This window comes from Pontibacter locisalis, from assembly GCF_042684605.1.
Lineage (GTDB): Bacteria > Bacteroidota > Bacteroidia > Cytophagales > Hymenobacteraceae > Pontibacter > Pontibacter locisalis.
This window is the reverse complement of the sequence record NZ_JBHULU010000015.1, coordinates 68,422-86,781: the sequence shown is the minus strand read 5'-3', so window position 1 is coordinate 86,781 and position 18,360 is coordinate 68,422. Positions and strand designations below refer to the sequence as shown.

Annotated in this window: 7 protein-coding genes; all 7 read right to left on the bottom strand. The window is 45.6% G+C overall.

Going from position 1 to position 18,360, the window contains the following annotated elements; all coding sequences use genetic code 11:
* Position 1: 1 nt before the first annotated feature.
* A complete protein-coding gene (locus ACFSRY_RS10625; protein WP_377506686.1) occupies positions 2-3,133 on the bottom strand; it encodes an Ig-like domain-containing protein in 3,132 nt (1,043 codons plus the stop codon).
* Positions 3,134-3,746: 613 nt separating this feature from the next.
* Positions 3,747-4,751: a PorP/SprF family type IX secretion system membrane protein gene (locus ACFSRY_RS10620; RefSeq protein WP_377506683.1), complete on the bottom strand. Its 1,005-nt coding sequence runs from the start codon at positions 4,749-4,751 to the stop codon at positions 3,747-3,749.
* Between the two features lie 6 nt (positions 4,752-4,757).
* The gene (locus ACFSRY_RS10615; protein WP_377506680.1) at positions 4,758-7,130 is read right to left on the bottom strand and encodes a gliding motility-associated C-terminal domain-containing protein; all 2,373 of its coding nucleotides are present in this window, start codon (positions 7,128-7,130) and stop codon (positions 4,758-4,760) included.
* A 207-nt stretch (positions 7,131-7,337) separates the two neighbouring features.
* On the bottom strand, positions 7,338-7,757 hold the full coding sequence (locus ACFSRY_RS10610; protein ID WP_377506677.1) for a DUF2721 domain-containing protein: 420 nt from the start codon (positions 7,755-7,757) through the stop codon (positions 7,338-7,340).
* A 22-nt stretch (positions 7,758-7,779) separates the two neighbouring features.
* On the bottom strand, positions 7,780-8,319 hold the full coding sequence (locus ACFSRY_RS10605) for a hypothetical protein (RefSeq protein ID WP_377506674.1): 540 nt from the start codon (positions 8,317-8,319) through the stop codon (positions 7,780-7,782).
* Positions 8,320-8,479: 160 nt separating this feature from the next.
* A complete protein-coding gene (locus ACFSRY_RS10600) occupies positions 8,480-9,478 on the bottom strand; it encodes a PorP/SprF family type IX secretion system membrane protein (RefSeq protein WP_377506671.1) in 999 nt (332 codons plus the stop codon).
* A gap of 12 nt (positions 9,479-9,490) precedes the next feature.
* Positions 9,491-18,085 (bottom strand): Ig-like domain-containing protein, encoded by an 8,595-nt coding sequence (locus ACFSRY_RS10595; protein ID WP_377506668.1) that lies wholly within the window; start codon positions 18,083-18,085, stop codon positions 9,491-9,493.
* Positions 18,086-18,360: the final 275 nt, after the last annotated feature.

The following is an 18,360-nucleotide window of genomic DNA, read 5'->3' as shown; positions in this document are numbered from 1 at the left end:
ATTACTTAATTAAGGTAATACTGCCAGCAGTTGGTTCTTCACCCATGCCAAGGTCAATGATGTAATAGTAAGCGGCCATAGGCAGCGGCTTGCCGTTGTGCGTACCGTTCCATGGCTCCTGGTACCCTTTTGAGTCGTAGATCTGGGCGCCCCACCTGGTAAAAACCTGTACCCGGCAGTTTGGGTAGTACTCTATGTTTCTGATGTGCCAGGTGTCATTTATGTTGTCACCGTTCAAGGTAAGAGCGTTTGTCGGTTCTATGCGGGGCAGTACAGTGATTATCACTTCATCTGTATAGATGCAGCCGTACTCCGATGTTACTGTTACAGTATAAGTGGTTGTCTCCTGTGGTCTTGCAACAGAATTCTGAGCGTTAGGAGTTGATAAACTGGTTGTTGGTGACCAGGAGTAAGTTAGCCCCCCCTTAGCTCTTAACTCTACATAGTTACCTTGGATGATAGTTCTGTCCGGTCCTGCGTCAGCAGTTGGCGGCATAACTGTGGCTGTTACTTTTATTCTTTCTGAACTGGAGCAGCCATTTTTATTCACGGTTTGCACAAAATAATGTGTAGTTACCTGTAGTGAGGGAGTTGTATAGGTGTCGCCTGTATGTAAAAGAGTGCCACCTGTAGCCTGGTCATACCACTCTAAAATATAGCTTGCAGCAGGTGAACTTGCCTTCAAAGTTGCTGTTTCATCCGGACAAATTATACTACCTGTTGCCGTAGGAGGATCAGGTAAGGGATCAACAGTCACAAATACTGCATTACTGATGCTCTCGCAAGGTGTAGAGGTAACTACGCGCCTGTACCAGGTGCTTCTAAACAAAGGAGGGGCAGTATAGTCCACACTTGTATTAACACCTGGTGCTGGGGAAAACCCTGTCGTTGCGCTCTCAGTACTGTACTCCCAGCGGTATGTAAAGCTTCCGGTACCACCCATTGGTAAAGTGCCTTTAAGTGGTGCAGGAGCTTTTCCGTAACACACTAATTGATTACCGCTAATTGTATTCTGGGTTACAGAAGGTACCACCGTAATTTTCACAGCTTGACTAGGCAAAGACTCACATGGAGAGGAGCTTACCACTCTTCGGTACCAGGTCGTTTGGGAAAGTGAGCCGGGTTGGTAGCTCTGCTCGTTATTTACACCACTGGCTGGTTGAAAACCGGTACTTTCACTTTCCTGGCTGTACTCCCAAAGGTAGCCGTAGTTACCACTGCCACCGTTCGGAGCAGAGCCTGTTAAAAGAGCAGGAGCGGTGTTGATACAGATAGTCTGGGTACCTGAGACAGTGTTGTTATCTACTTTCTCGTAAACTGTGACTTTCACAGCCTCGCTTAAGCTTTCACTGCACAAACCTGAAGTAACTTTTCTTCTGAACCAGGTTGTTCTGGTTAATGCCGGGGAGGTATGATGTTGTGTATTGTTGATGCCCGGAGCCGCTGTAAAGCCACTGGTACTACTGGTGGTACTCGCCTCCCAGGTGTAAGTATAAGCGACCTTACCTCCTGAAGGCATACTACCCGTTAGACTTATTGGTGTTTGACCGGAGCAGATGCTTTGCTCAGCTGTGGCAACGTTATTTACAATGTCGTACCGTCTGGTTCTGATCTCAACTATCGTAGTTGATTTTATATCCTCTCCACAGGATGATGTGGCAGTAAACTCTATCTGGTAACTTGGCTCATTAATAGCCTTACAATCTATCTGCCAGGTAAAAGGGGAGGTTACCTGCCCGACACCTGTTCTGGTTTCAAAAGTGATGTTCTGCGTGTTCAGGTCAAAGTTTTTACCTACTGCTGATAATGTCACTTCTTCGTTGTCAGGATCGAAACCAAGTACATCGAAATTAATAATATCACCTGCTTCTACAGTTATTACCCTTTTATTTGGTGACAAGGAGATGACTGGTGGTTGGTCTGGAAGAGGCTCCACTTGCAGACTGACACGTAAGGTGTCCTGTTTGGGTAAGCCACATCCATTGTCTCCATTATCGCTTACAATGAGGTCCAGTAAATAGACTTCACCATTGGTGCTGAAGCATTTATCAAGACAAAGTGAGGCTTCCAGCACTCTTTCACCTGTCACTGTGTTTACCACGCCGCTTGTTGTGCCGGACAAACTGAAGAAGTTATTGCTAAAGTTTACAGGAACTGCGGTAAGCGTAAGTGGCTCATCTTTGTCCGGGTCAGTGAAGTATACTTTTATACAACGTGAATCTGTACCTCCTATTTTTAGTACCTGTCCCTTCACATAAGGCGTTGTATTATCGGTTAGCTTGGCGGAAATTTCAGGAGATTCATTTTTGCTGCAGGCCTTTACAAGCAACTGAAAGTCTCTTCGTACTTCACCAATTTTTACTCCATTTCTGAACTCCTGGCAGCGAACTCCAAAAACATATAACCCAACAAAGCCAGGATTAACCGTAAGTCTACCTGTTTGAGAGTCTATGTTTAAGGCAGGGTTACCTTGTATCTGGTTGTCTTTGGAGTGACCCGGAAGCCAGTTAATTTCCGGATAGGGAGCACTGATGGGAGGAGGAATTATGCTACTTGGCGAGGAGTGGCCATTAAGTGGATCAACTAAATCGTAAACAAGTTCATCTCCATCAGAGTCAGTGCTTTTAAAGTTATAGTAAAAGAGTTCGTCAACACAGGCATAATCACTAGGTGGGGCAGGCAACTTTGGGGAGGAGTTCTTAAAAAACGTTCCATTTTTCACAACAGCAGGAAACTCCATGTAAAAAGTTGTTCCCGATTCGCCGGGGGTAACTATGTTTGTAATAGTACCATTGCGGCAGCAACGCTCCCATACCATATAATAACCGGCAGGACTAGTATAAATGGAAGGATCTAAGTAAATGTCTTCAAAATAAACCAACTTTGATGTCTTCAGGTCGCTGGTGGTACAGCCGACATTGGTGTAGTTCAGGTTGGTTTCTGACTTTCTGTTTAGCCTTATAGTTTTGATCAGCTTGTCTGTACCTTTCTCGAAAATATTAACATCAACAAAGGGGTCTTTGGCTCCGGGCAGACCATTTACCTGGTCGAAGTACAAATTAAAGTAGAGCCTGTAGTTGTAACCTGAAAGGTGCTGTAGTTCAAATTCGCCACCTACAATATGTGTTGCCATTGCTTTGGAGCAAACTAAGAGAGACAGCAGAAGCAGCAACAGTAGATGTTTCTTCATTTGATACTAAAGGTAGAATGGTATGAATAAAACCAACTCAAGCTATACAGGAATTTGATGTTATCTATACTTAGTTGGATATTTCAAGATAATAAATATATATAACTTATCTATATTATTTAGTAAGGAGGAATAACAAAGGGGCAAAAGAAGGCGAATGAGTGACTAATGCTGGGAAGAAAAGTATTTAAATCCAGGGCCTGAAGCAGTAGAAGTATAGAAGGCGATTTGTTGAACAAGTATTTATTTTTTCCCTTCTTCAGAAGTCTCCTCCAAGTCATCAAGTTCAAGGCGAAGGGCATTAAGTAAGACAGAAATCTGCCATGGTTGCCACAGAATCATTTTGAATTAGTGTACTAAAACAAAATATTGTGTAGTGCCTGCTAATTAAGTTCAACTGACGGGACGGCTAATGCTTTTGTAGGTAGCAATATTAGGTATGACTTCTATATCATAATCCTCATGAAGTATTATACCTGCTGCGTTTCCCTTTTAGCCTAACAAACACTGTCTTCTATAAGTAGCTTACAATATTGAAGAATAGTCGCTTAATATTTTACCAAACCCACTGCGGACAAAGCACTTTTTGAGCGTTATTCAGTTTAAGACCTATCACAACCTCATGTGTGTTAGCGCTTACTGTGTTTATGGCTGATGTTGTTACATCATAGGAATAACTAACATCTAACATGTGATTGATATAGATGCCAACTGCGCCTGCAAAAGCATCATTATGGCGGTAGGATATTCCTGTCCAAAAGCGATCATTATACGTTAGTTTTGCATTTCCATCCACCATTACAACTCCACTTTCAGCCATCTTAACCATTAATGAAGGAGTTAGAGCTAATTCACTGGATGCCTTTATTTTTATTCCACTAGTTGCAAAGTAATGTTTCTGAAGAGTCGCATAAGGTCCTCCTTCTGCACTGTTTGAATTGCTTCTTAGAAGTTGCATGCCAGAAACTCCCAGAAAGAACGAGTTGCTGTACAGCCATAAGCCTACGCCCAAGTCAGCCTTATTCATATTACTAAAATCACTTGCCTCAAAAGGGTCATTAGGAGTGACAAGATCCAGCGCATCTACATTTAGTCTGTATTGCTTTATTCCTGCCAGTAAACCTCCAGCGAGATTAATTCTACTAGTTAAAGGTAGGTGATAGGCATAGCTAAGGCTTAAGGAGGATGTTTTGAGTAGTCCAGCCTTATCCACCTGAGCAACTGCACCTAATCCATGGTGAGGCTTAATATAAAAGCGGTTGTTTGTATTAGCTCCTGACCCTGGATTTGAGCCGTTGTTCCGCATGCTCAAACGCTTTGTGTTTCTATCGTTTTTGTTTAGAGAAGTATGAAAGCTAGCATAGAAGCTGGTTGGCGCCCCTTCCATACCTACCCATTGGGTGCGGTAGCCTGCGCGTAGGTCAATGTAATTCTCTATACCTGCTACTGCAGGATTGAGCAGGAAATTATTCTGTACGTAAAGTGTATGTTGGGGTAATTGCTGAGATCTAACAGACAAGGTAATGAAAACCAGAGATAGTAAAGTAAAAACTGGTCTCATAAGCTATTATTTTATTAGTGTGATACTTCCGGAAACTGGTTTTTTACCCATGCCAAGGTCGATAACATAATAATAAGCGGCCATAGGAAGGGGATTACCATTGTGCGTTCCATCCCAAGGGCTTTTGTAGCCTCTAGATTCATATACAAGCGAGCCCCATTTGGTAAACACTTGAACACGACAGTTAGGGTAATGCTCAATGTTGCGTATCTGCCAAGTATCATTCATATTATCGCCATTTAGCGTGATGGCGTTGGCGGGGTCAACTAGAGGGAGCACAGTAACAGTAACCTCATCTGTATAGACGCAGCCATATTGAGTTGTAACAGTAACGGTGTAAGTAATCGTCTCCTGTGGCTTCGCAATTGGATTATGGATATTTGGATCAGACAGTCCCGTTTCAGGAGACCAGGAATATGTTTTTCCTCCTTTAGCTGAAAGTCCGACAAAGCCTCCTTGGGTAATTATAACATCTTCGCCTGCTGATGGTTGTATCACATCAACAGTTATTTTAGCACTTTCGCTTAAACTTACATCGCAATTTCCAGAAGTAACTCTTCGCCTGTACCAAGCAGTCTGGTTTAGCATGGGCGGTGTATAGTGCTGTTGATTATTTATGCCTGGAGCAGGTTTGAATTCGTCCTGAGAACCAGAAGTACAAATTTCCCATACATAAATAAACTCTCCTCTGCCACCAGTGGGAGTGCTGCCAGTAAGTTGGTCAGGTGTTTCACCCAAACATACCACCTGACCTTTAGAAATATGGTTGTTACCTATGTCATACCTTCTAGGTATAACATCAATAATCTCTGTTTTAGTTATTTGATTACCGCAGGAAGTGGAAGTAACAGAAAATTCAACCTGATATAAACTCTTTTTAGGAGTTTCACAGTCTATCTGCCAAGTAAAAGGTACTGTGACTTTTCCAATTCCACTTTTTGTTTCAAAAGTTATTTTTTGAGAGTTCAGATCAAAACCTTTACCAGTAGCTGAAACAGTGACCTCTTCGTTATCTAAATCTGTTCCTGCTACATCAAAACTGATAACATCGCCCTCAGACACTTCCATTGTCCTTTTAGTGGTAGAAAGCGAGATAGAGGGAGGGCTGTTAGGTAGTGGTTCAACTATAAGACTAAGTTGCAACGTATCCTGACGCGGTAAACTGCAGCCATTGTCGCCTGCATCACTCACAATCAGGTCAAGTTGGTAAACACTTCCTTTTGTATCAAAGCAAGCGTCTAAACAGAGAGTTGCTTCTAATACTTCGTCTTGATTTCCTGTATTAACAACACCGCTTATATTACCTTCTAAGCTGAAGAAACTGTTGTTAAAGTTAACAGGCTTCACTGTAAGTGAGATTGGCTCACCCTCGTCCGGATCAGTAAATTTTACCTTTATGCACCGCGGGTCTTTTGAACTTATACGAAGCACCTGTCCTTCCTGGTAAGGTTCATTTGTGCCTGGAACCAAAGCTGAAACCTGAGGAGATTCGTTCCGGTGGCATGACTTAACCAGGAGTTGGAAATCTCTTCTGACCTCGCCAATCTTAACACCGTTTCTGAATTCTTGAACCCGCACACCGAAAACAAACAATCCAAGGCTTTTAGGTCTAACAGTAAGTCTGCCTGTAGTTTTGTCTATGCTCATTGGTGGCGTACCCTGTACCTGATTCATGACATCGTACCCTGGCTGCCACTGTACTTCAGGATAGGGTGCAGGAGATGCAGGGGGTACTGCATCTTTACCAGGCTTGCTATGACCATTCAAGGGAGTCACCAGGTCATACACAAGTTCATCTCCGTCCGCGTCTGTACTAGCTAAATTGTGGTAGAACAGCTCGCCGACGCAGGCATAGTCGCTTAGAGGAGGAGAGAACTTAGGGGATGAGTTCATAAAAAATGCCCCATCTTTTACTACAGCAGGAAACTCTAAATAAAAGGTAGTTCCTGCGTCTCCTGGCGAAACTATATTACTAATAGGAGGATTTCGGCAGCAGATTTCAGAGGCAACGTAATAGCCATTAGGGTTTTTATAAATAGAAGGATCAAGATAAATGTCCTCATAGTATATGATTTTTGAGGTCTTAAGGTCGCTAGTAGTGCAGCCTACATTTGTATAATTGATAGCTGACTCACCACGCATATTAAGTTCCATTCTTGAAATCAAGCGGTTTGTGCCTTTTTCAAAAATACCTATTCTAACAAACCTGTCTTTTCGACTAGGGTTTCCATGGACGTCGTCAAAGTACAGGTTTAAAATTAACCTGTAGTTATAGCCTGTTAGGTGCTGCAATTCAAACTCGCCTCCTACAATATGAGTTGCATTTACCTTGTAACAGAAACAAGTGAATAGAAAGAGGAGGAATAAGCGTAGCTTCATCCCTTTAAATCTAAAGTTTATACCTTAATAATACAGTCAAACGTATTGTGAAAAATCTTGTTTTATATATTGTTTTTCTAAAGTTGTGTAAGTTTTTAAAAAACCTTTGGGGAATTGCTGTTATAGAAGGTAGGAGGGTTATGAACAACTTAAGCAACAATGCTTGAAAAGCAGAAAGATTAAAGGGGGTTTACAATTTTGGTGAAGCTATAAGATACTCTTGTCACCAGTGTTTTCTTTCTCCTCCAAGTCATCAAGTTCAAGGCGAAGGGCATTAACAGAAATTTGTGTCTCCCGCAAGGCTAATGCCAGGGAAACCATGAGTAGGATTAGGCTGATTCCAAAAAGATACTTTCCGGCGGTGGTATAGCCGGCAAAAAGTATAAACATACAAAATACGCAGCCGAAGATGCTGCTGATGCCAAATGCCTGCATGTTTCGGATCAACACCAGACGAATACGCAGGTTTTCTATCTGACCGTAAATCAGTTGGCTTTGGGTGGTGGCATACCGTTGCTTCAGACTACGGATCAGGTTTGCCAGAGCCATAAAGCGGTTGGTGTAGGCCAGTAGGAGCAGCGAAATAGCAGGAAAAAGTAAGGCAGGTGTAGTCAGTGTAATTTCCATACTTACGTTTTCAGGAGATAAGTTAGATGTTTTTCAGGAAATCCTCATCTAAAGGCTCTATATCATCGTCTTCCTCCTGTTCCGCAGCATCCCAATCTACTTCCTGCAACAGATCAAGGCCTTCAAAGATTAGCTCATCCAGCTCCTCCTTTGTGGCGGCATCCAAGGTGCGCTCAAACAGCTCCAGTATCTGCTCGCGCTGCTCATTAACAAAAATCTCGTGGTACAGATTATCGAAGGTGGTAATCTTCTTCTGAACAATCTTATCAATCTCCCGGGTGCTTTTTGCTTTTAATGCCTCTTTTAATGTGTCGAGTGCTTCCTTGCTTTTCTCATTGGTGGAAAGGCGTGTAAAAGCTTTTACAAAAGCGATAGCCACGCCTAAACGCAGCCGCTCAAACCTGAAGCTGAGTTCTTCTGTCAGTTTGCCTCCTTTCAGATGCGTATCCCTGTAAACTTTTTCAAATTGCTCATATACTTTTGTGGCTCCTTCCTCAAAAACGGAAGGGTTCTCAGTGTCAAAGGCAGTCTCAAGAAGGATCTCAAAGCTCTTGGCGCTCATAATCTGTTCGATTTAAAATATCAGGTGCAAAGGTAATGTTTTATACTTTCTATTCTTGTGTCTGGTTGACAGATATAAAAACAGCGGCCGGAACATCTGCTCCGGCCGCTGTTTTTATTTTGGGTAATGTATAATCAGTTCACAGGTACTTATCGGAATTTTACCATACCCACATTGGGCAGATCACCTTGCGGCGGTTGTTAAGTTTTATACCCAGCACTACTTCATGTGTGCCTACACTTACCTGGTTTAAATTGGATGTTGCGACTTCATAGGCATAACTCAGGTCGAGGAGGTAATTTAGATTAACACCTGCCATTGCTGCCCAGGCATCGTTGTGGCGGTAAGACACACCTCCCCAAACCTGTTGGTTGTAAAGGGCCCGCAAATTAAAGTCAACTGCCGGTGCCGCTGATGCTGTTGCTTTTACCATGATGGAAGGTATGAGTGCCAGGTCCCGGTCAGGCTGGAAGCGCATACCTGCCGTAGCATAAAGGTGTGGCTGCAGCGAAAGGTTTGGGGAATCGCCCTGAAGATCATCTTTACTCTTTACCAACTGCATTCCCGACACACCTACGTAAAAATCCGGGGTATACAACCACAACCCTAACCCTAAATCAAGCTTGGTTGAGTTAAGCTTCATGGCGGTCAGGTACGGGTCATTCGGATCAACCGGGCTTGCTTCCTGCATGTCTACGCTATACTGTGTTGCACCGGCCGCTATCCCTCCTGATAAAGTGAAATAACCGGTAAGGGGCAGGTGATATGAATAGCTTCCGTTCAGGGTAGAAGCCCTTAGTAATCCTGCTTTGTCCACTTGAACCACGGCACCCACACCGTGGTGTGGAATTGCTTTTTTATAACCTCCTCTGCTGGAGAAACCGTACCTGTTTGGTTTTGCGGTTCTTCCCGAAGAACCGTTGCCCTGGTATCCGATAGAACCCTGTATGGACGCATAGAATGTCTCTGGTGCTCCTTCCACACCAAGCCACTGGCTGCGGAAACTCATGCGGAGATCAGTGTAGGTCTCTATGCCACCCACTGCAGGGTTAACCAGGTAATTGTTAAGCGCATACTGCGTGTACTGTGGGCGTTGTTGTGCATAGGCCTGTGCAACTGTGGCGATAACAACCAATGCAACTGCTAAAATTCTTTTCATCTCTTCTGGTGTTTATTTTACAATTGTTACACTTCCTGATATTGGTGCCGAATCTTTGTCTAATCGGATAATATAGTAGTAGGCCGACATCGGCAGCGGCGTACCGTTTTTCCTGCCGTCCCACGGCTCACTATATCCCTTCGATTCAAAGATCTTTTCACCCCACCGGGTATAGATTTCCACAATGCAATTAGGGTAGTTTTCGATGTTCCGGATCAGGAACTTATCGTTGAAACCGTCCCCGTTTGGTGTGATCACATTTGTAATCTCAACCTTTGGCAGCACTGTGATGGTCACACCTTTTGTAACTGTACATCCTTCTTTGGTTGTTATCGCCACATAGTAAGTGGTTGTCTTTGTAGGTGTGGCCACCGGATTGGCAATGGAAGCATCAGACAACTCCTCTGCAGGTGACCAGCTGTAAGCAACTCCGCCAGTAGCGTTAAGCTGTACCATTTTGCCTTCCGTAATGGTAATGTTATCGGTAATAGCTACCTGAGGGCCAACTGCGTTTACTTTAACTTCCTGTCGGGTGGCGCTCACACAACGGTTAGCGTTCACAGTCTGAACCCAGTAAGAAGTGGTAGAGCTGATCACAGGAGTTCTGAAGGTGCTGCCTATAAAAATAAGGTTCCCACCTTGTGGAGCATCGTACCATTCCACTGTAAGTCCAGCCATGGCAGAAACAGAAAGCGTTACGCTGTTGCCCGGGCAAATGGCTGCAGAATTCACTGTAGGGGCAACCGGGAGTTGTACTACTTCTACCTTTACTGTATTGCTAATGCTTTCAGCACATGGTCCACCGGCAATTACTTTTCTTCTGAACCAGGTAGTAACCACGAACTTGTCTGCAGAAGTGTAGCCCTGACCCGTTGCGCCTGGTATGTCTGTGAAGGTCGCTCCGTCGGTGCTGTATTGCCACTGGTAAGTATAGGTGCCGTTGCCACCTGCTGGTACAGTGCCTGTGAAGGCCGCAGGGGTGGCTCCGCTGCAAACACGCTGGGGTGAGCTGATGGAATTATTGCTTATCGGCTGATCAACCAGCACCTGAACTGCCCTGCGTGAGCTGCTGATACATCCGTTCCCATTAACAGCCTCAACATAATAAGTAGTGCTGGCTGTAAGTATAGGGGTAGTAAAGGAAATGCCGCTTGCAAGGGAGTTGCCCCCGGAAACAACATTGTACCAGTGGTAAGTAATGTTGTCAGCAGTAGAAGAAGGATTGTTAACTCTTAACGTGGCAGAGTTGCCGGCACAAACTGTTTCACCTTCTGCTACCGGTGTAGCAGGCAGTGGCACCACTGTTACCTTTACTGTATTGCTGATGCTTTCTGCACAAGGGCCGGCAGCTTTTACCTTTCTTCTGAACCAGGTATCCGATGTTAGCGCATTTGGCGTGTAATCCTGTCCGTGAGCTCCAACGATGCTCGCAAAATTCAATCCATCGGAGCTACGTTCCCACTGGTATTCCAATCCAGTAGTTCCGCCGCCAGCGGGCAATGAACCGTTCAGTGTAGCAGGAGTTGTATTACTGCAGATCGTCTGACCATTGCTGATGCTATTGCTAGTTATTGGTGTTACGATACTTACGGTTACACCTTCACTTGTACTGGTGCAACCCGAAGCAGTAGCTGCAAACGCAACAACAGTATAAGTTGACTGAGACGATAGCGGAACTGTTGTATACGTGGTGCCGGTGTGCAGGAGCGTGCCGTTGGCATGGAACCATTTGTACACTACAGAAGCATCAGGAGCGGTAACAGCTAAAGTAGCGCTGCTGCCAGCACACACGAGAGCATCGTTCACGGCTGGTTGGGATGGCCTGTTTGTTACCAATACATCCGCCTGCTCTCTGGCAGGACTAACACATCCTGCTGTGTTAACTGCCTCTACGAAGTATGATCTGTTGGAGTAGAGCGCAGTAGGTGATGTAAAGGATATCCCTGAGCCAACCGGGTTAGTGCCGGCGGCATCGTTGTACCACCTGTATTCCAGCGAAGGATCAGGATTCTTTACATAAAGAGTAGCTTTCTCTCCGGAACAAATAGCACCATTTTCAACAGATGGAGTAGCTGGTAGAGATGTTACGCTAACCACTACCGCTTTTCTTGTCGGACTTGTGCAGCCTACTGCTGTCATTGCCTCTACATAGAAAGAAGTACTTGTTTGCAGGCCACTGATAGAGTAGGTATTACCGGTAGCCAAAAGTTTTCCGGCCGTATCAAACCACCTGTAAGTAAGGGTGGCATCAGGTTGTTTTACAGAAAGCACTACAGGCTGTCCGGAACAGACGGCCTGGTTGTCTGCAAGTGGTTCATCCGGAAGTGGGGCAACAGTTACTTTGATTGCTTTTCTTAAACTAACACAGCCTGTTGTTGTTATAGCCTCCACATAATAAGTTTTGTCTGATGTTAAGGCTCCTGTTTCTAAAGATGGACTGGCAGCTATAGCAACGCCTCCTGTGGCTGCTGTATACCATCTGTATGCAAGGGATGGGTCAGGTTGTTTGATGGAAAGTGTTGTAGCACTGCCGGCACAGATCTCCTTATCATCAGCTTCTGGTGTAGCTGGCAGTTGTAGTACACTCACATTAACCGCTTTCCGCTGACTTGTGCAGGCCAGGGATGTGTTGGTGTAAGCTTCTACAAAGTATAAGGTGTTGCTGGTAAGGGCAGGGGTAGTGAATGAGGATCCGTTTGCTACCAGGCTGCCTTTTGCATCAAACCACCTGTAGTTAAGCTTTACATCTAAGTTGGTAACGCTAAGGGTGGTGAAATCGCCCGTGCAGATCACTTTATCCTCAGCCTGTGGCATGGCTGGCAGTGGCGTCACAAAAACAGTCACTGATCTGCGGGAGCTCACACAGTTGTTTTGATTGACAGCCTCAACATAATAAGTCTTCTCTGCTTTCAGGCCTTCTACCGTGAATGTTTCACCTGCGGCTAAAATGTTGCCACCTGTTTCCACATCATACCACCTGTAAGTAAAACCTATTTCCGGAGCCGACACGCTCACTTTAGCTGTTGCTCCTGAGCAGATTGTTATATTATCTGCTACAGGCGTGGCTGGTAGCGGAACGATAGTAACTTTAACACTATTACTTACATGCGGCGGGCAAATACTGTTAACAACCTTTGCCGTTCTTCTGAACCAGGTAGTGACGTTTAGTGAGCCCGGCGCAAAATCCCTTCCTGTTGCATTGTTTATGCTAGTGAAGTTGATTCCGTCTTCGCTTCGCTCCCACTGGAAAGAAACATCGCTGCTGTTATTTACCGGTTGCGTACCTGTAAGTTTAGCAGGAGTGTCTCCGATGCATATAGTCTGCGCAGCTGTGATGGTATTGTTGGTGATAGGCTGCGTAACATATACCGTTACGGTTGCCCTTACCGGATTCACACAGCCCGATCCTGTGGCAGCTTCCACATAATAAATGGCATCGTTCGTAAGTGAAGCAGTGGTATATGTGGTGTTGGTTGCCAATAGAATACCATTGTCATCGTACCATTTGTAAACAGCTGATGGGCCGGCATTTTTTACCAGTAGTGTGGCCGTAGCGCCAGAACAGATCATGACATCATCAACCAACGGTACAGCAGGCAGCGGTGTAACATTTACGTTAACTGCCTTACGCGGACTTGTGCAGGCTGGCGATGTTTTGGTTGCAGCCTCTACATAGAAAGTGTTGCTGGCGTACTGTGCTTCTGTTGTAAAAGTAATTCCTGTTGCCAGAGGAGCCCCGTTTTTATCATACCAGTTATAAACAAAAGCAGCATCAGGTGAAGAGACTGTTAACGTAGCACGGTCTCCGTAGCATATCGTATGATCAGGAGCAGCTGGCTGCTCCGGCTGTGGCGTTACAGTTACTGTTACGGCCTTTCGGGAGGAGCTGGCACATCCGTTGGTCGAGGTTGCCTCTGCATAGTAGGTTCTGTTCGTAGTGAGTGAACCTGTTGTAAAAGAGGTACCCGTAGCTACTGGTGTTCCTCCTGTAGCCACTGTGTACCAGCTGTAATTCATGTCAGGTTCTACAACTTTAATCTTTAGGGTGGCTGCTGTTCCGGCACAAACAGTAACGTTGTCAGCTACAGGGGTTGCCGGTAGCGGTGTTACGTTTACTGTTACTGCTTTGCGGTTGCTAACACAGGTTGGTGTTGTGCCTGTGGCCGCCTCTATGTAATAAGTAGTGTTGATAGTCAGTGCAGTTGTAGTATAAGCAATGCCTGTTGAGAGCAGTGTGCCATTGGTGCTGTACCAACGGTAGATCAGGTTTGTGGCCGGGTTATTAACACGCAGCGTAGTTGTGCTGCCAGAGCAGATATTAGCATTGTCTGCATCAGGGGTACCTGGAACTGTCGTGACAGTCACTGTTGCAGCATCTCGTGATGCACTCGCGCATCCCTGTGCCGTAACGGCCTCAACATAGTAAGTAGTAGTGCTCGGTGTGTTAACAGTATAAGTAGTGCCGGTTGCCAAAAGTATGCCTCCGGTAGCCGTGTTATACCATCTGTAAGTTAAGGTTGGATCTACGTCCTTCACAGTAAGCTCAGCAGGAGAGCCTGCGCAAACGGCTAAGTCATCTGCAAAAGGAGTGTCCGGTGATGAAGTTACGTTTACCAGTGCTTCTGAGCGCGGGCTCACGCATCCTGATCCCGAATAGGCTTCTATATAATAAGTACTGGCTGATGTAAGGGTTGTGGTGGTATAGCTGGAGCCTGTTGCGATAGGTGTGCCTCCGCTTGGTGCTGTATACCACTTGTAGGTTAGATCAGCGTCAGCAGATTGTACAGTTAAAACTGCTGATGTTCCTGCGCAGATGGTAACTGAAGGAACAAAAGGCGCAGTTGGTTTTGGGTTTACCGTGACCACAACTGTCTTGCGTGAGCTGGTACAAACAGGGGCTGTTACAGTTGATGCTTCTACGTAGTAGGTAATGCTTGCTGTCAGATAATCAGTGGTGTAAGTGGTTCCTGTTGCTAATAATGTTCCGTTTATGCTGAACCACTTATAAGTGAGTGTAGGATCAGGGAATGAAACAGAAAGAGTAGCACGGTCGCCTTCGCAAACAGCTTTGTCAGCAACAGTCGGTGCGCTTGGTTGTGGTCTTACCGCTGCCGTTACTGCTCTTCTGCTACTCACGCAGCCAGAAGCAGTGGTAGCGTCTACATAATACGTGGTACTGGCGGTCAGGGAGCCTGCCGTGTAGGAGTTGCCTGATGCCAGTGCTGTTCCACCTGTGGCTGTTGTGTACCACTTATAGGTTAAAGATGCATCAGGCGAGGTAACTGAGAGTGTAGCTGCCTCTCCGGCACACACAGTCACATTAGCAGCAGATGGCGTAGCAGGAACAGGGGAGATCGTAACTTTTACAGTATTACTTACATGTACCGGGCAGCTACTCTGGCCCTGCACCTTTCTCCTGAACCAGGTAGTTAAAGTAAGCGCACCTGGTGAGAAGTCCTGGTTAGTGGCACCTGTTACTTTCGTGAAATTGGTGCCGTCTTCGCTGTACTCCCACTGGTAGGTATAGTTTCCGCCACCACCGTTAGGTGTTGTGCCTGTTAGCTTAGCAGGGGTGCCTCCTCCACAAATTGTCTGGTTTGCGCTGATACTGTTGTTGGCAATAGTCGGAATTACCGTAACGGTCACAGATTTACGGGTAGGGCTGGCGCAAACCATCTCATTGGCGGCTGCATTATTGATGGCCTCTACATAGTAAGTAGTGCTGTAAGAGAGAATGTCTGTGGTAAAAGATATTCCGGTGCCTAAAAGGTTACTTCCGTCGTACCAGCGGTAGATCAGGCTTGGGTCAGGGTTGTTAACAAAAACTGTTGCTTTGTCGCCGGCACATATAGTTGTACCGTTTGCTTCCGGAGTAGCTGGTAAAGGTGTTACATCAACATAAACAGCCTTTCTGGAAGGGCTTGTACAACCTGCTGCCGTTTCGGCTTCTACATAAAATGTAGTGCTGGTAGAAAGCACACTAGTTGTGTAGTTTGATCCTGTAGCCAGCAGTGTGCCTCCGGTAGCAGCGTTATACCACTTGTAGTTCATGTTTCCGTCCGGGTTCGCCACAGATAAAGTGACCGCTCCGCCTGCGCATGTTGCTGCATTATCTGCCTGTGGCGTGTTAGGAATAGAACTTACTGTAACCGTAACTGATTGTCTTGTTGGGCTAACGCATCCGGCAGCGGATGAGCCTTCTACATAGTAGGTTCTGTTTGTAGTCAGTACATCGGTTGTGTAAGTGTTTCCTGTAGCCAAGGGACTGCCTCCTGTTGCAACAGCATACCATCTAAAAGTAACATTTGCCTCTGGAGAATTTACTTTCAGAGTGGCGCTGGTGTTTGCGCAAATGGATACATTATTAACTGAAGGTGTAGAAGGAAGCGGGTTTACAGTGATTTTTACAGCATTGCTGGTATGTTCAGGACATGGACCAATGCCTTTTACCCGTCTGCGGAACCAGGTTGTAGTGGTTAAGGTGCCGGGCGTATAGTCTTTAGCTGTTGCATTTGCTATACTTGAGTAGAAAGCGCCATCCTCGCTCTTTTCCCACTGGTAAGTGAACCCGCCTCCGTTACCAGCAGGTATAGTTCCTGTTATTTTGTTCAGGATGCCTCCACTGCAGATCTCCTGTTCTCCGGAAATAATGTTGTTAGTGATGGGGGCAGAGATGATGACTTCTACAGTTGTTAATTCACTCTCACAACCTGGCGCAGCTTTAGTTACAGCCTCAACAAAATAAGTAGCGTTAGCTGTAAGCGGCTGTGTGGTGTAGGTGGTGCCGCTCGCCAATAGTGTCATCGACTGGTTATACCATCTATAAAAGAGTCTGTCGTCAGCGGATTTTACAGTAAGTGTAGCACTGCTGCCCTGGCAAACTGTTACCCCGTCAGCGGCTGGTTTAGCAGGCAGGGCTGTAACTTTCACATTAACGGGCCTGCGTGTCGTGATACATCCATCTGCCGTGATGGCATCTACATAGTAAGTTTTGTCGGAGGTAAGAGGTACTGTCGTGTAAGAAGCGCCGGTTGCTAATATCGGATCTCCAGAGGATACATCGTACCAGCGGTAAGTAAAGCCAGGTTCCGGATTACTGATTACGATAGTGGCAGGCGACCCTATACATACAGTTGGATCTACGATGTCTAAAGAGACAGGTAAAGGAGTGACTGAAATTTTCACCGCATTGCTAATGACCTCCGGGCAGGGGCCGGAGGTTCTTACTTTCCTCCTGTACCAGGTAGTGGTACTTAAAGCCGGCGGAGAGTAATCTATTGCGTTAGCACCAATAATATCTTTAAAAAAAGTGCCGTCTGTACTCTGCTGCCACTGATAAACGTACCCGTCTCCAGTAGTTCCGTTTCCACCCCCACTGGGAATGGAGCCGATAAGTTTTGATGGTGTGCCACCGCTGCAAATAGCCTGGTTAGCAGTTATAGAGTAGTTGATGATAGGGGGAGTTACAAATACTTTCACCTCTACACGTGTAGGATTAAAGCAGTTTGTGGCGGATGTTGTGGAAGCCTCTACATAGTAAGATCTGTCTGCAGTAAGAACAGGTGTTCTGAAACTGATTCCTGAACCTATAGTTGTTGTACTGGTAGGAGTGGCATACCAACGGTAAACCACAGTCGGGTCAGGGTTACTAACAGTTAGTGTTGCCTGCTGCCCGGAGCATACATATGTATCGATAGCGGTTGGTGTGGCAGGAGGGGTGGTTACTGTGATCTTTACCACATTAGACTCTACAGCACAGCCATCTCTGTAAGCTACTCTTTTGAACCAGGTTGTAGTATAAAGCGCCGGCGAGTTGTAATCTTTGTCTCTGCCTGTAGCAATAGGAGTGAAACCGGTATTTGCGCTGGTAATGCTCTGGTACCACTGGTAAGTTATAGAGCCAGCTGAAGGTGCTGCTCCTGTTAACATGGCTGGAACAACACCACTGCAGATTTCCTGGTTGCTTCCAATGCTTTGTGCACCACCCACTATTGATGATGCTATGGCTTTTGCTTCTGTACGGGTCGCACTCACGCAGCCTGATTGTGTAACAGCTTCCACATAAAGCGTTACGTCCTGGTTTAAAGGTGCAGTTGTATACGATGTACCCCAAACAAGCGGGGTGCCACCAATAGGAGTGCTGTACCATTTATATATCAGCTCAGTCCTTGCATCCTGTACCCAAAGGGTAGCCTTACTGCCTGAACATGCATACACGTCCTCCACCAAAGGAGGATCAGGCAGTGCTTCAACTATGATGGTCTGTGTGGCAGGCTCTGATGTTTTTCCGCAGGTGCTGGTAGCTGTTACTGCTACTGTATAGGAGCCAGCTGTGGGAAAATTGATAGTAGGGTTTGGGTCCTGAGATGTTACCACACCATTAACTTCCCAGGAGTAAGATTTAATACTTCCTCCGTTTACTGTGTAAGTTGGTTTATGGTCGGTGCTGGTTGTGCTAAATGCCACTGTGGATGGTCCGCAGTACTTGGCAATGTCTTTGCCGGCAGGGAAGGAAACTGTTGGTGTCGCGCACTGGGCGTACACCTGCGGAGTCTGTACCCCAAAAAAAATAAAGACAGAGATGAAAAGTGGTAAAAGTATCTTCATAAGGGTGTTGTTTTCAGGTATCAGGGGCTCAAACTGATACCCTGGTAGATAAAACTGCTGCTGTAAACTAAAAAATCGGTTAAGCTAAATTGTATTGTATTTGTATTTAATTTGGTGACAGATTCAGCTGGTAAGAAACTTCAGGCTTTAATTATGTTTGGGTTTTGATGCGTAAGCTATATCTGTTGAAGCTTGCTGAAATTTGGAATTTACATCTTGCTAATTCTTTACCGCATTGAATTTTAGCTTATTCAGTCGGTATTGAAAGGAAGATT

Excerpts from the sequence above, each read along its gene's own strand:
- ACFSRY_RS10625 (WP_377506686.1), bottom strand. The coding sequence starts at position 3,133 with ATGGCAACACATATTGTAGGTGGCGAATTTGAACTACAGCACCTTTCA.
- ACFSRY_RS10620 (WP_377506683.1), bottom strand. The coding sequence starts at position 4,751 with ATGAGACCAGTTTTTACTTTACTATCTCTGGTTTTCATTACCTTGTCT.
- ACFSRY_RS10615 (WP_377506680.1), bottom strand. The coding sequence starts at position 7,130 with ATGAAGCTACGCTTATTCCTCCTCTTTCTATTCACTTGTTTCTGTTAC.
- ACFSRY_RS10610 (WP_377506677.1), bottom strand. The coding sequence starts at position 7,757 with ATGGAAATTACACTGACTACACCTGCCTTACTTTTTCCTGCTATTTCG.
- ACFSRY_RS10605 (WP_377506674.1), bottom strand. The coding sequence starts at position 8,319 with ATGAGCGCCAAGAGCTTTGAGATCCTTCTTGAGACTGCCTTTGACACT.
- ACFSRY_RS10600 (WP_377506671.1), bottom strand. The coding sequence starts at position 9,478 with ATGAAAAGAATTTTAGCAGTTGCATTGGTTGTTATCGCCACAGTTGCA.
- ACFSRY_RS10595 (WP_377506668.1), bottom strand. The coding sequence starts at position 18,085 with ATGAAGATACTTTTACCACTTTTCATCTCTGTCTTTATTTTTTTTGGG.